Consider the following 12,725-nt stretch of genomic DNA (forward strand, 5'->3'; position numbering starts at 1 on the left):
GCCTTGAATACTTAGTTTTTTACTAATAATGCTTGCATATTATCGAATAGTTTTTCACCCCACAATCAGCGCAAACTACAGTTCCTTTCACATCGAGTGGGAAGCAATGATGACGTCCCAGAACGCGGAAACGCCGCTGGCTCCGCTTTTCTCACTGTTGGCCGAAGACGCGGGACTGCAGGAAGTCGCCACCCGCTACAGGCAGGATCTCTACGTCGCGGTCCAGTCCGCCATGCAGCTGCGCAACGCCCTGCTGGCGCTGGACGACGTCGCCGCCGAACCCTGGCCCCCCATGCAAACCAGGACCGCCATATGACCGACATCCATTGGATGACCGCTGGCGACCTGGGCCGCGCCTATCGCGCCGGCACGCTGACGCCGGACGTGGTCGTCGAAAAGCTGCTCGAACGCATCGCCGCCTTCGACGGCGCCATCAACGCCTTCGTTTCCGTGGACGCGGAACAGGCGCGCGCCCAGGCCCGCGCCGCCACCCGGGACATGGCGATGGGCATCTGGCGCTCCCCCCTGCATGGCGTGCCGGTGGGCATCAAGGACCTCATCGATATCGCCGGCCAGGTGACCAGCTGCCACTCACGCCTGATGCTGGACCGCGTGGCCACGCACGACGCGACGGTGGTGGCGCGCCTGCGCGAGGCCGGCGCGATCCTGCTGGGCAAGCTGGCGCTGCACGAATTCGCCATCGGCGGCCCCAGCAACGACGCCGCCTATCCGCCGGCCCGCAACCCCTGGGACACGCGACACCAGACGGGCGGCTCGTCCTCCGGATCCGGCGCGGCCGTGGCGGCCGGCTTCGTGCCCATCGCGCTGGGCACGGATACGGGCGGCTCCATACGCAACCCGGCGGGGCACTGCGGCGTGGCCGGCCTGAAACCAACCTATGGAGCGATCTCCCGGCATGGGGTTTTCCCGCTGTGCTTCACCCTGGACCACGTCGGCCCGATGGCCCGGTCCGTGGAGGACCTGGCGCTGGCGATGGACGTACTGGCGGCGCACGACCCGGCCGACCCCGGCAGCGTGTCCGCCCCCACGGGCGACCACCTGGCGGAAATAAACGCCGGCCTGGCGGGATTGCGGTTCGGCATCGTGCGCCATTTTCACGAGCAGGACCTGCGCGCCAGCGACGAAGTGATAAGCGCCATCAATCATTGCGGCGATACGCTGCGGCAGGCGGGCGCGCAGGTGACCGACATCCAGTTGCCGCCCTTGAGCCGCTACACCATGGCGCAGCGGATCATCTTCCACGCGGAATCCTGGGCGGTGCACGCGCACTGGCTTCGCACCCGGCCGGCGGACTATTCGTACATCGCGCGGCGCAAGCTGATGGTGGGCGCTTTCCTCGGCGCCGGCGACTACGTACAGGCGCAGCGCTGGCGCAAGCAGTTGATCGAAGCCACCGACCGGGCCTTGCAACACGTCGATGTCCTGGTCGTGGCGAATTCGTTCGAAGCGGCTTCCGCGATCGGCAACGAAGCGGAGTTCAGTCGCACCTATAGCCGGCATGCCCGGTCCCCCTTCAACCTGACCGGGCACCCGGCCCTCGCCCTGATGTGCGGCATTTCCGGCAACGGCCTGCCTTTGTCCGTCCAGTTCGTCGGCCGCAGCCGGGCCGACCCCGTGCTGCTGCGGGCCGGCGCCGGCTTCGAGCGACACGCCGACTGGTCCCGCAAGCATCCGCCCGTGCCGTTCCCACGGGCCGCCTGACCCGCCGTCGGCGGGCCTCGATCCCAAAACAAGCTGCACCACCGATAACCATACAGTTCAAGGGAAAATCATGCTCAAAAGCATAAAGACACTGTTGTTCGCGGCCGCCATGCTCGTTGTTTCCGCCAGCCATGCGCAGGAGGAGTTGAAGATCGGCGCCATCGGCCCACTGTCCGGCGGCGGCACGGCCTGGGGCCTGGCCCTGCAACGCGGCATCCAGATGGCATTCGACGAGGTCAAGGCGCAGGGCGGGCTCAAGGTCGGCGACAAGGTCTACATGCCCAAGCTGGTCATGTACGACGACAAGTACACCGCGGCCGGCGGCCGTTCCGCCGCCGACCGGCTCATCAACGCCGACAACGTGAAGTTCATCATCGGTCCGATCGGTTCGCCGTCCGTGCTGGCCACCGTCGCCGTCACCACGCCGGCCAAGGTGATCCTGCTGTCCAACGGCTTCGCCCCGGGCATATTGAAAAACGACGCCAAGTCGCCCTACAACTTCCGCGCCATGAACAGCACCGTGGAATTCGGTCCGCCCATGGTCAAGTGGTTCCACGACAACTTCCCCAACGTCAAGAAGGTCGCGCTCATCGCGCCGAACGACGCCGTGGGCCAGGCGGTCATCCCGCAGCTGGAGGCCTATTACAAGGCCAACGGCATGGCGGTCTGGACCGAACTGTACGACCGCGGCACCAAGGAGTTCACGCCGTTGATGGCGCGCATGATGGCGCAGAACGTCGATGCGCTGGACCTGAACAGCAACGCGCCCGGCGAAGGCGCCTTGCTCCTGAAGCAGGCGCGCCAGAGCGGCTTCAAGAAGCCCATATGGCAGATCGGCGGCCCGGCGGTTGACGAAATGATGGAAATCGCCGGCCCGCTGGCCGACGGATTCATCTCGTTGAACGTCTTCAACTTCGACTCGCCGGAAGCGAAGAAATTCATCGATACGTACCGCAAGAGCTATGGCGACGCGGTCATCAACGCCCAGACCCCGGGCTGGTACAACGCTGCCAAGATCATGATGGAGGCCATCCGCCGCGCCGGCACCACGACGGACACGACCGCCGTGCGCGATGCGCTGGAGAAGCTCGAAGGCTACGAAACCACCCTCTACGGGCCGGTGCGCTGGGGCGGCATGGGCGACTACGACGTGAACCACCAGCTGTTGATGAAGTTCTGGATGGTCAAGGTCGAGGGCGGCAAGATCAAGGTCATCCAGGCGCTGGATCCGGAAAAACGCTAGGCCACACCGTCCGCCGGTAACCCGGCCGGCCCGCGCCGCGGGCCCGGCCGGCGCCCCATCCGTGCCCATCCGGAGCCAAACCGATGTTTACATTACCCATCCTGAGCCAGGTCTTCATCAACGGGCTCAGCCTGAGCGCGATCTACATTCTCGTCGCCCTGGGTTTCACGCTGCTGTTCGGCATCATGCGGGTGGTCAATTTCGCCCATGGCGCCTTCGCGATGCTGGGCGGCTATGCGCTGTTCTACCTCTACGGCGTCTACAAGCTGCCCTACCCGATCGCGATCCTGGGCGGGTCCATGCTGGTCGCGGCGCTTTCGCTGGTGCTGGAGCGCCTGGTGTTCCGGTGGTTCTACCACAAGATGTTCCAGAGCATGATCGCGCTGCTGGGCTTGAACCTGGCGCTGGTCTATACGGCGGTGCTGGCCTGGGACGTCAATGAACGCTCCCTGCCCTCCGTCTCCGACAGCGTCATCGATATCGCCGGCATCCAGGTCCCCGCGGACAGGCTGGTCATCATCGGCATGGCTGTCGTGGTGCTGGGGCTGTTCTGGCTGTTCGTGACGCGCACCCGCCAGGGACTGGCGATGCGGGCCGCGGCGCTGGATCCGGAGATCGCGGCGACCCAGGGCATCAATACCCGCGGCATCTACATGCTGGCCTTCGTCATCGCCGTGTTCATGACCGCCCTGGCCGGCGGCCTCTACGCCCAGACGTATGCCCTGTCGCCGTTCATGGGCGACCGTCCCCTGATGGTCGCCTTCATCGTGGTCATCCTGGGCGGCATGGGCAGCGTGCCGGGCGCCGCCCTGGGCGGCCTGCTGCTGGGCTTCACGGAGAGCTTCCTGTCCACGTTCTACGGGGCGTCGATCTCCTCGTTCGTCTCCTTCGGCGTCGTCATCGCGCTGCTGGTATTGCGGCCCTGGGGGCTGCTGGGGAAACCGGAATGACTCAGTCACAAGCGGGCCTCGCGCCTACTCTCCGCACGGAGCCTCATATGCCTTCTGTCGCACGACGCGCGCGCCCGATACGCGCGTGGGCCGTGGCGGCCGCGCTGCTGCTGGCCGTGGCCTGGCCGCTCGCGAGCCCGAACATCTTCTACATCAACATCGGCATCCTGGTGGTGCTGGCCGCCATCGGGGCGGTCACGCTGAACCTCATCATCCGCACCGGGCACATATCGCTCGCCCACGGCGCGTTCATGGGCGTGGCGGCCTACACCTGCGTCCTCCTGCAGACCCGCGCCGGCATTCCCTTTCCGGTCGCGATGATAGTCGGATGCCTGGCCTCCGGCCTGCTCGCGCTGGTCATCGGCCCCATCATCCTGCGGCTGACAGGCAAGTATTTCGTGCTCGTCACCTTCCTGCTGGGCGAAGTCATACGCCTGGTGTTCCTGGAGTGGCAGTCCGTCACGGGCGGCGCCAACGGGATAGACCAGATCCCGCCGGGCCTGGACCTGTTTCGCTCGCCCGTCGGCTTCTACTACTTCTGCCTGGCGATCTCCGTCCTTTGCATAGGCATCGTCTGGCGCATCCTCTGTTCCGATCTGGGCCGCGCAATCGACGCCATACGGGAAGCCGACCGCATCGCGGAGAGTTCCGGCGTCCCGGTCATACGCATCAAGGTCATGGTCTTCGTCGTCGCCTGCACGCTGGTCGGCCTGCAAGGGGCGCTGCAAGCCCAGATGATCCACGCCATCGAGCCGGCATCCTTCAACATGGATGTGTCGCTGGGCATGGTGGTGATGAACGTGCTCGGCGGCATGTACTACCTGGTCGGCCCCCTGATCGGCGCCGTGTTCATGGTGGGCCTGCCGGAATTGCTGCGCGGCTATGTCGAGCTGCAGCAGATCATCTTCGGCATCATACTCATCGTCGTCATGGCGGCGCTGCCCGGCGGGATGATAGGCGCGTGGCACCTGGCGCATCGCGCCTGCACCCGCAAGCGGAACGGGAGCCGGGCATGACCGCGCTGCTCGAGGTATCGAATCTCTCCCGGCGCTTCGGCGGCCTGGTCGCCGTGAACGATCTCAGCTTGCAGGTGGGGGAAGGCGAGATCGTCGGCCTCATCGGCCCGAATGGCGCCGGCAAGACCACCGTCGTCAACCTGGTCAGCGGCATGATCCTGCCGTCCACGGGCCGCGTCGGCTTCGCCGGCCGGGACATCACCACGCTGCCGGCGCACTCCCGGGCGCGCCTCGGCCTGGTGCGCACCTTCCAGTCGACGGCGGTGTACCGGGACTGCACCGTGCGCGAGAACGCCGAACGAGGCACCTACCTGCAATGCTTTCCCGGTTCGCTCGCCGCGTTCCTGGGAACGCCGCGCGCCCGCGCCATGCACCGCGCGGGGCGCGAGCAGGCGGCAGAGCTGCTGGCCTGGCTGGGCCTGGAGCACCTCGCCGACGTCCGCGCCGACGCCCTGCCCTACGGCCACCAGAAGACCCTGGGCATCGTCATCGCCCTGGCCGCGCGGCCCCGCCTGATCCTGCTGGACGAACCCGTCGCCGGGCTCAGCGCCGAGGAGACCGACCACGTGCGCGACACCATCCTGCGCGTGCGCGAGCGCGGCATCTCCGTCATGGTCATCGACCACAACATGCGCTTCATCTCGGGGCTCTGCGACCGCCTGTACGTATCCGCGCAAGGATGCAAGATCGCCGAGGGCACGCCGGCGGACGTGCTGGCGCATCCGCGCGTCATCGAAGCCTATCTGGGGAAGGCCTATGCCGCTGCTGACCGTCCATAACCTGCAGGTCGCCTACGGCCATATCCAGGGCACGCGCGACGTGTCCCTGGACATCGAAGCCGGCGAGACCGTCGCCTTGATCGGCGCCAACGGCGCCGGCAAGAGCAGCACGCTCAAGGCGGTCCTGGGGCTGGTGCGCTGGCAGTCGGGCGACATCCGCTGGCAGGACCGCAGCCTGCGCGGGCGCGCCCCCCACGACATACTGAAGACCGGCATCGGTTTCTCGCCCGAAGGACGTCGCGTGTTCACGCAACTCAGCGTGCAGGAGAACCTGCGCGTGGGCGGCTACACGCGGCCGGCCGACCAGGTGCGGGCCCGCATGGAGCAGATATACGGCTATTTCCCGCGCCTGAAGGAACGCTACCGGCAGGACGCGGGCAGCCTGAGCGGAGGCGAACAGCAGATGCTGGCGATCGGCCGGGCCCTGATGTCCTATCCCAAGCTGTTCCTGCTGGATGAACCCTCGCTGGGCCTGGCGCCCATCATCGTCGAGCGCATCGGCGAAATCCTGCAGGAGATACAGCGGGCGGAGAACCTGGCCATCATGCTGGCCGAGCAGAACGCCACCTGGGCGCTGAGCATCGCGCATCGGGGCGTCATCCTCGAAATGGGCCGGGATGTCGACACCGGAAGCTCGCGCAGCCTGCGCGAGAGCCCGAAAATCCGCAGCGCCTACCTGGGACTGTAGCCATGATCGAACAGAAATTGCGCGACAAGGTCGCCGTCATCACGGGCGCGGCCTCCGGCATCGGCGCCGCCTCGGCGCGGCTGTTCGCCCGGCATGGCGCGCGGGTGGCGCTGATCGATATCGACGAGGACGGGCTGGCGCGCGTCGCCGCCGACATCGCGGCCGACGGCGGCGCCTGCAGCACCGGCGCGTGCGACGTGACGAAGGGCGCGCAGGTCAACGAGCACGCAAGGCGCATCGTCGCCGAATGGGGCGGCGTCGACGTGATCATGCCCTGTTCCGGCGTGTCCGTCGGCGGCACGGTCGTCACGATAGACGAGGCGCTGTGGGACCGCGTCTTCGACATCAACGTCAAGGGGACCTACCTCTGGCTGCATGCCGTGCTGCCGTCGATGATCGAACGCGGCGGCGGCTCGGTCATCCTGCTGGGATCGCAGCTGGTCGCCTCCAGCGGCGGCAACAACGCCGCCTACATCGCATCCAAGGGCGCGCTGGCGACGCTGGCCAAGACCATGGCCGTCGACCATGCCGCCCAGGGCATACGCGTCAATGCCCTGATGCCGGGCGTGACGGATACGGCGATGTCGCGCAGGTCGCTGCAACGCTATCCCGACCCTGAACAGACGCGCCGGCAATGGATGGCGCGCCATGCGATGGGCCGGCTGGGGCTGCCGGAAGAAGTCGCCCGCGCCGCCCTCTTCCTGGCGAGTGACGACTCGTCCTTTACCACCGGCAGCCATCTCTACGTCGATGGCGGCTGGGCCGCCAAGTGATTTGCGCTTCATCATCCTCGGAGAACCCAGATGGGCAAGAAACTTACGCAAGGCATGATCGAGCAGTACCGGGAAAAGGGCTATGTGTCGCCCGTCGATGTTTTCAGCGCGGCGCAAGCCGCCGACTACCTGGCCCAGCTGGAGTCCTTCGAGGCATCGCAAGGGCGGCAACTGACCAAGGGCTTCAACTTCAAGCCCCATCTGCTGTTTCCGTGGGTGGCCGAGATCGCGCGCCATCCCGCCGTGCTGGATGCGGTCGAGGACCTGATCGGCCCGGACATCCTGCTCTTTCACCTGTCCGTGTGGCCCAAGAACCCGCACGATCCGGCTTATATCAACTGGCATCAGGACGCCACCTACTTCGGCCTGGACCCGTCGACGCAGGTGACCGCCTGGGTCGCGCTGTCGGACGCCTCCGTCGAGGCTGGCTGCATGGAAGTAGTGCCGGGGTCGCAAAAGCTGGGCCAGCTGCACCACGGGCAGAATCACACGGACAACATCCTCCTGTCCAAGGGACAGACGGTCGACGTACCCTTCGACCGCTCCCATACCGAGTTCATGCCGGTGTCCGCGGGCCAGATGTCCCTGCACGACACTTTCCTCATCCACGCATCCGGCCCGAACAACACCGACCGTCGCCGCGTGGGCCTGGGCTTCAGCTACATCCCGGCCAGTTCGCGCTGCGTCAGCAAGACACGCCTGACGGCTTCGCTGGTGCGCGGCAGGGACTACGGGAATTTCGACCTCGAACCCGCGCCGATGGTCGCCAACGGCGAGGCCGAGCGCGCCTTCCACGAAGACGCCGTGCGGCGCTTCCGCAGCGCCAACGACGAACTGGCCGCCACCTACTGACGCATCGCCCCACCCACCCGGAGATCGACATCATGCTGGAACTGCCCCACCACGGACGCTACGCCTACTCCGCCATCACCCGCCGGCCGGACTACAGCTGGCCGGAAGGAAAGCGGCTCGCCGTGTACTTTGCCCTGAACATCGAGCATTTCGCCTACGGCGAAGGCCTGGGCCATGCGATGACGAATACGCTGCCCGGGCCGGACCCGCGCACCTTCGCCTGGCGCGACTACGGCAACCGGGTAGGCGTCTGGCGGCTCTACGAACTCCTGGACGAATTGCGCGCGCCGGCCTGCCACCTGGTCAACACCGCCATCATGGACTACTGCCCCGAAGTGATAGAACCCATCGTCGCGCGCGGCGACGAGATCATCGGCCACGGGCGCACCAACGCCGAGCGCCAGGGCCAGTGGTGGGAAGCGGACGAAAAGCGCGTCATCGAGGAAGTCCGCGACACCATCGCCCGTCATGCCGGGCGGGCGCCGCGCGGCTGGATGGGGCCATGGATGTCGCAAAGCCAGGTGACGCCGGACCTGCTGCAGGAAGCCGGCTTCGCCTTCGAAATGGACTGGCCGGGCGACGACCAGCCCGTCTGGATGCGCACCCGCAAGGGGCGCCTCATGTCCATGCCCTACTCCCTGGAGATCAACGACTCGCCGCAAATCCTCGTGCGCCACCATACCGGCGAAGAGTTCGCGACCATGATCGTCCACCAGTTCGAGGAAATGCTGCGCCAGTCCGAGCGCCAGCCGCTGGTCCTGGGCATCGCGCTGCATACCATGATCGTCGGCCAGCCTTACCGGCTATACGCCTTGCGCAAGGCGCTGGAGCATATCGTCCACCACCCGCGCGCCGACAAGGTGTGGTTGACCCGCCCTGGCGAGATCTACGATCACCTGATGACCTTGCCGGAGGGCACGGTGGTGTGATCGGTGGCGGCCCACCGCAGTCCACGGCGGTCCACGGCAACCCATGACAGCCCGCGACGATTTCGCGCTACCGGCGCCTTCAACCTTCCCTGCCCGAAAGGACGCATCTTGCAAATCGATATCCAGACCCTGGCGCCGGCGGACCAATACCGGCTGCTATCGTCGACCGTGGTGCCCCGGCCCATCGCGCTGATCACCAGCTATTCCCAGCGCACCGGCCATAACGCCGCGCCCTTCAGCTTTTTCAACGTAATGGGAGAGGCGCCGCCGGTGCTGGCGATCGGCCTGGAAGACAAGCGCGGCAGCGGCGACCTGAAGGACACCACCATCAACATCAAGGAAACGGGAGAGTTCGTCGTGCACCTGGTGGACGAAGGGCTGGCCGCCGCCATGAACGTCTGCGCCATCGCCTTCCCGCCCGAGGTGAATGAAGTCGAGCAGGCCGGCCTGACGCTCGTGCCCAGCGCCAAGGTGCGGCCGCGGCGCATCGCGCAGGCGCCGGTGGCCTTCGAATGCCGCAAGATCGCCATGCTGGAAATCAATCCGCACCGGCACATCACGCTGGGCGAAGTGCTCTGCATGCACGTGCGGGAGGGCCTGTTCGACGCCGAGATGCGCTACATCGATCCCAATAAATACCATCCTATCGGCCGCATGTTCGGACGGCTATATACGCAAACCCGCCAGCACTTCGAAATGGAAGTCCCCGAATACGAAGCCTGGCTGGCCGGCAAGGCCGAAGGCTAGGCGCGGCGTGTGCCGCCCGGCGAGGCATGGTCGACGGCGCGGCAACCTGGCCGGGGCCGGCCCGGGCTTAGCCCAGGTTTAGCCCGGGGCTTGGCCCAGGGTTTGGCCCGGGGTCTGGACCGCTATCCTGGCCAGGCGAACCCATCACGCGGCATCCATCGCCGCGCGCGCCAGTACCTGCCGCGCGCGGGCCAGGACGGGGGCGTCGACCATCTTGCCTTCGAAGCGGAAGGCGCCGGCGCCGCTTTCCCGCGCGGCGGACAGTACCCGTTGGGCCCAGTCGAGGTCGGCCTGGGCCGGCCTGAGGGCCTCGTGCACGGTCCGCACCTGCGACGGATGGATGCACAGCATGCCGGCGAAACCCATGTCGCCCGCCCGCACGGCCATGGCCCGCAAGCCGTCCGTGTCGGCGATATCGGGATGGACGCCGTCCAGCGGCGCCGGCAGCCCGGCCGCCCGGCTGTGCAGCAGCACCTGGCCGCGCGCCTGGTCCAGCAGCACGGCCGCCGCGTCGGTGCCGGGCGTCAGGCCCAGGTCCACGCCATAGTCCAGGCTGCCGTAGGCCAACAGGGCCACGCCCGGCGCGGCCGCGACCTCGGCCAGGTTCACCATGCCGCGCGCGGTCTCGATGATGGGCACCACCGGCACGCCCTGTCCGACCCGGGCGACCTGCGCGGCGGATTCGGCCTTGGGCAGCATGATGGCCGCCACGCCCGGCTTGCCGCGCAGGGCGGCCAGGTCGTCCTCGTGCCAGGCGGTGGTGGCATCGTTGACCCGTACCCATACGCGCACGTCCGGATGCGCATCGAGAAACGCCGCCAGCGCCTCCCGCGCGGCGGGCTTGGCCGCCGGCTCGACGGCGTCCTCCAGGTCGACGATGACGGCGTCGGCGCCGCTGGCAAGCGCCTTGGGGATGCGGTCGGCGCGCGAGGCGGGAACGAAGAGCGCGGTGCGGACTCCCATCACACGGCTCCCCCGGCACGCAATTGCCCTACTTCGGCCGCGTCATACCCCAACGATGCCAGCACCGCGTCGGTATGCTGCCCGACGTCCGGCACGGCGTCCATGCGCGGCTCGAAGGCATTGTTCGACCCCGGCGGCAGCAGCGCGGGCAAGCTGCCCTTGGGGCTATCCACCTCCCGCCAGCGGCCGCGGGCGCGCAGTTGCGGATGCGCCCACACCCCGGCCATGTCGTTGACGCTGGCGTTGGCGATGCCGGCGGTCTCCAGCTTGTCCGCGACCTGGCCCAGGGTCATCTTCGCGAAGGCCTCCACGATATAGCCGCGCAAGGCATCGCGGTTGGCGTTGCGCGCCGAGTTGGACGAGAACCGCGCGTCGGACGCCAGGTCCGGCTGGCCCAGGACCTGCGCGCAGAACACCTGCCACTCGCGTTCGTTCTGCAATCCCAGCATGATGGTGCCGCCATCGCCCACCGGGAAGGGTCCGTAGGGATAGATGGTGGCGTGCGCCGCGCCGGCCCGCGCCGGGGGAGGCGCGCCATCGAAGGCGTAGTACATGGGATAACCCATCCACTCCACCGTGCTTTCCAGCATGGAGACGTCCACGCGGCTGCCCTTGCCCGTCTTCTGGCGCAGCAGCAGCGCGTTCAGGATGCCCGAATAGGCGTACATCCCCGCGGCGATGTCCGAGATCGAGCACCCCGCCTTGGCCGGCGCGTCGGGCGAGCCGGTGACCGACACGAAGCCGCTCTCGCTCTGGATCAACAGGTCGTAGGCTTTCTTGTCCTGGTACGGACCGCCCTCTCCATATCCCGAGATATCGCACACGATCAAGGACGGATGGGCGGCGTGCAGCGCATCGAAGGACAGGCCCTGGCGCGCGGCGGCGCCCGGCGCCAGGTTCTGCACCAGCACGTCCGCCTGCGCCAGCAGGCGCTTGAGCACGTCGCGCGCGGCGGGATGCTTCAGGTCCAGCGTGAGGCTTTCCTTGGAGCGGTTGGTCCAGACGAAATGCGACGCCAGGCCGCGCACGCGCTCGTCGTAGTTGCGGGCGAAATCGCCCACGCCGGGGCGCTCGATCTTGATCACGCGGGCGCCCATGTCCGCCAGTTGGCGGGTGCAGAAAGGCGCGGCGATGGCGTGTTCGAAGCTGACGACGGTGATGCCGTCCAGGGGACGCGGCGAAGTGGCGGCGGTCATGCGGAGAACCTCAGTTGTGCCTGGTGGGCCAGGGTGCCGTCCTGCTCGGCCCACAAATCGGCCTGGCCCGGCGCGGTCACGCGGCCGGCGACCTCGAAAGGAGTCGGCGCGATGAGCGGGCGCAGGCCACGGTAGGACAGGTGCTCGAGCTGCTTGCCGGGGTTGGCGTGGCGGAAGGCCGCCACCATCAGGGTGGCGATCATCGGGCCGTGCACGACCAGGCCCGGATAGCCTTCCGTATCCGTCACATAGGGATGGTCGTAATGGATGCGATGGCCATTGAAGGTCACCGCCGAATAGCGGAACAGCAGCACGGGCGTGGGATCGACGCGTTCCCGCCAGGCCGCGGCCGGGGCCGGCTCCGTGCCCTCCAGCTTGGGCGGCGCGGGCTGGCGATAGACGATGTCCTGTTCCTCGGCGATGGCGATGGCGCCATCCTGCCAGTAATCGTGCCGCACGGTCACGAACAGCAGCGAGCCGGTGCGGCCGTTCTTTTCCTTGACGTCGGCGATGGTGGAACGGCGTTCCGCCGGCACGCCCACGCGCAGCGGCGACCGGAATTCCACGCGGCCCCCCGCCCACATGCGGTTACGGTCGGCCGCGGGCGGCAGGAAGCCGCCGCGCGCCGGATGGCCATCGGCGCCCAGCCCGTCCATGGGCGCGGTCTGGATAAAGAAGGCCCATTGCCACAACGGCGGCAGCGGGTCCCCCGCCTGGGGCGCGGGTTCGCCCAGCGTGGCGGCCACGCGGCCCGCCAGCGTGGGATCGAGGCCGTCGGCCACCGTCTCGCCACGGCCGATCCAGGCGGTCGGGTCGGAATTGTCCATTGTTCGGTCTCCCTTCCTGTATGTGTGATCTTGCGCTTTT

14 protein-coding genes are annotated in these 12,725 nt (G+C 67.5%); 11 read left to right on the forward strand and 3 right to left on the reverse strand.

What is annotated here, in order from left to right:
- Nucleotides 1-106: 106 nt before the first annotated feature.
- The 11 genes from C7R54_RS03290 to C7R54_RS03340 all read left to right on the forward strand — a co-directional run bounded on the left by C7R54_RS03290 (nucleotide 107) and on the right by C7R54_RS03340 (nucleotide 9,699).
- Complete coding sequence (locus tag C7R54_RS03290; protein ID WP_129148740.1) at nucleotides 107-316, forward strand: hypothetical protein; 210 nt, start codon at nucleotides 107-109, stop codon at nucleotides 314-316.
- Nucleotides 313-1,722, forward strand: coding sequence for an amidase (locus C7R54_RS03295; RefSeq protein WP_129148741.1), 1,410 nt, complete (start codon nucleotides 313-315; stop codon nucleotides 1,720-1,722). The genes C7R54_RS03290 and C7R54_RS03295 overlap by 4 nt, the downstream gene beginning before the upstream one ends.
- A 70-nt stretch (nucleotides 1,723-1,792) precedes the next feature.
- Complete coding sequence (locus C7R54_RS03300) at nucleotides 1,793-2,965, forward strand: ABC transporter substrate-binding protein (RefSeq protein ID WP_129148742.1); 1,173 nt, start codon at nucleotides 1,793-1,795, stop codon at nucleotides 2,963-2,965.
- 83 nt (nucleotides 2,966-3,048) lie between these two features.
- Nucleotides 3,049-3,915, forward strand: a complete 867-nt coding sequence (locus tag C7R54_RS03305) for a branched-chain amino acid ABC transporter permease (protein WP_129148743.1) — start codon at nucleotides 3,049-3,051, stop codon at nucleotides 3,913-3,915.
- A gap of 47 nt (nucleotides 3,916-3,962) precedes the next feature.
- Nucleotides 3,963-4,931 carry a branched-chain amino acid ABC transporter permease gene (locus C7R54_RS03310; protein WP_158021138.1) on the forward strand — a complete coding sequence of 323 codons (969 nt, stop codon included), beginning with the start codon at nucleotides 3,963-3,965 and terminating at the stop codon, nucleotides 4,929-4,931.
- Nucleotides 4,928-5,710 (forward strand): ABC transporter ATP-binding protein, encoded by a 783-nt coding sequence (locus C7R54_RS03315; RefSeq protein WP_129148745.1) that lies wholly within the window; start codon nucleotides 4,928-4,930, stop codon nucleotides 5,708-5,710. Before C7R54_RS03310 ends, C7R54_RS03315 begins: the two co-directional genes overlap by 4 nt.
- Nucleotides 5,688-6,398 (forward strand): ABC transporter ATP-binding protein, encoded by a 711-nt coding sequence (locus C7R54_RS03320; RefSeq protein ID WP_192903576.1) that lies wholly within the window; start codon nucleotides 5,688-5,690, stop codon nucleotides 6,396-6,398. Before C7R54_RS03315 ends, C7R54_RS03320 begins: the two co-directional genes overlap by 23 nt.
- A 2-nt stretch (nucleotides 6,399-6,400) precedes the next feature.
- The gene (locus C7R54_RS03325) at nucleotides 6,401-7,171 is read left to right on the forward strand and encodes a glucose 1-dehydrogenase (protein WP_129148746.1); all 771 of its coding nucleotides are present in this window, start codon (nucleotides 6,401-6,403) and stop codon (nucleotides 7,169-7,171) included.
- 30 nt (nucleotides 7,172-7,201) lie between these two features.
- Nucleotides 7,202-8,023 (forward strand): phytanoyl-CoA dioxygenase family protein, encoded by an 822-nt coding sequence (locus C7R54_RS03330; protein WP_129148747.1) that lies wholly within the window; start codon nucleotides 7,202-7,204, stop codon nucleotides 8,021-8,023.
- A gap of 32 nt (nucleotides 8,024-8,055) precedes the next feature.
- Entirely contained in the window at nucleotides 8,056-8,952 is an 897-nt protein-coding gene (locus C7R54_RS03335) for a polysaccharide deacetylase family protein (RefSeq protein WP_129148748.1), read from the forward strand.
- Between the two features lie 108 nt (nucleotides 8,953-9,060).
- Nucleotides 9,061-9,699 carry a flavin reductase family protein gene (locus tag C7R54_RS03340; RefSeq protein ID WP_158021139.1) on the forward strand — a complete coding sequence of 213 codons (639 nt, stop codon included), beginning with the start codon at nucleotides 9,061-9,063 and terminating at the stop codon, nucleotides 9,697-9,699.
- A gap of 144 nt (nucleotides 9,700-9,843) precedes the next feature.
- Here the strand turns inward: C7R54_RS03340 and C7R54_RS03345 are convergent, their stop codons facing one another.
- Genes C7R54_RS03345 through C7R54_RS03355 form a run of 3 tightly spaced genes read right to left on the reverse strand, consistent with a single transcriptional unit; the run spans nucleotide 9,844 to nucleotide 12,685 of the window.
- Nucleotides 9,844-10,662 carry an HpcH/HpaI aldolase/citrate lyase family protein gene (locus C7R54_RS03345; RefSeq protein WP_129148750.1) on the reverse strand — a complete coding sequence of 273 codons (819 nt, stop codon included), beginning with the start codon at nucleotides 10,660-10,662 and terminating at the stop codon, nucleotides 9,844-9,846.
- Nucleotides 10,662-11,858, reverse strand: a complete 1,197-nt coding sequence (locus tag C7R54_RS03350; RefSeq protein ID WP_129148751.1) for a CaiB/BaiF CoA transferase family protein — start codon at nucleotides 11,856-11,858, stop codon at nucleotides 10,662-10,664. Before C7R54_RS03350 ends, C7R54_RS03345 begins: the two co-directional genes overlap by 1 nt.
- Nucleotides 11,855-12,685, reverse strand: coding sequence for an HTD2 family dehydratase (locus C7R54_RS03355; RefSeq protein WP_129148752.1), 831 nt, complete (start codon nucleotides 12,683-12,685; stop codon nucleotides 11,855-11,857). Before C7R54_RS03355 ends, C7R54_RS03350 begins: the two co-directional genes overlap by 4 nt.
- Nucleotides 12,686-12,725: the final 40 nt, after the last annotated feature.

This window comes from Achromobacter aloeverae (genome assembly GCF_004121055.1).
Lineage (GTDB): Bacteria > Pseudomonadota > Gammaproteobacteria > Burkholderiales > Burkholderiaceae_B > Bordetella_C > Bordetella_C aloeverae.

Bases quoted from the DNA above. Each gene is read 5' to 3' on its own strand.
- C7R54_RS03310 (WP_158021138.1), top strand. From the start codon at position 3,963: ATGCCTTCTGTCGCACGACGCGCGCGCCCGATACGCGCGTGGGCCGTG.
- C7R54_RS03355 (WP_129148752.1), bottom strand. From the start codon at position 12,685: ATGGACAATTCCGACCCGACCGCCTGGATCGGCCGTGGCGAGACGGTG.
- C7R54_RS03305 (WP_129148743.1), top strand. From the start codon at position 3,049: ATGTTTACATTACCCATCCTGAGCCAGGTCTTCATCAACGGGCTCAGC.
- C7R54_RS03325 (WP_129148746.1), top strand. From the start codon at position 6,401: ATGATCGAACAGAAATTGCGCGACAAGGTCGCCGTCATCACGGGCGCG.
- C7R54_RS03350 (WP_129148751.1), bottom strand. From the start codon at position 11,858: ATGACCGCCGCCACTTCGCCGCGTCCCCTGGACGGCATCACCGTCGTC.
- C7R54_RS03345 (WP_129148750.1), bottom strand. From the start codon at position 10,662: ATGGGAGTCCGCACCGCGCTCTTCGTTCCCGCCTCGCGCGCCGACCGC.
- C7R54_RS03300 (WP_129148742.1), top strand. From the start codon at position 1,793: ATGCTCAAAAGCATAAAGACACTGTTGTTCGCGGCCGCCATGCTCGTT.
- C7R54_RS03315 (WP_129148745.1), top strand. From the start codon at position 4,928: ATGACCGCGCTGCTCGAGGTATCGAATCTCTCCCGGCGCTTCGGCGGC.
- C7R54_RS03330 (WP_129148747.1), top strand. From the start codon at position 7,202: ATGGGCAAGAAACTTACGCAAGGCATGATCGAGCAGTACCGGGAAAAG.
- C7R54_RS03290 (WP_129148740.1), top strand. From the start codon at position 107: ATGATGACGTCCCAGAACGCGGAAACGCCGCTGGCTCCGCTTTTCTCA.
- C7R54_RS03295 (WP_129148741.1), top strand. From the start codon at position 313: ATGACCGACATCCATTGGATGACCGCTGGCGACCTGGGCCGCGCCTAT.
- C7R54_RS03320 (WP_192903576.1), top strand. From the start codon at position 5,688: ATGCCGCTGCTGACCGTCCATAACCTGCAGGTCGCCTACGGCCATATC.
- C7R54_RS03335 (WP_129148748.1), top strand. From the start codon at position 8,056: ATGCTGGAACTGCCCCACCACGGACGCTACGCCTACTCCGCCATCACC.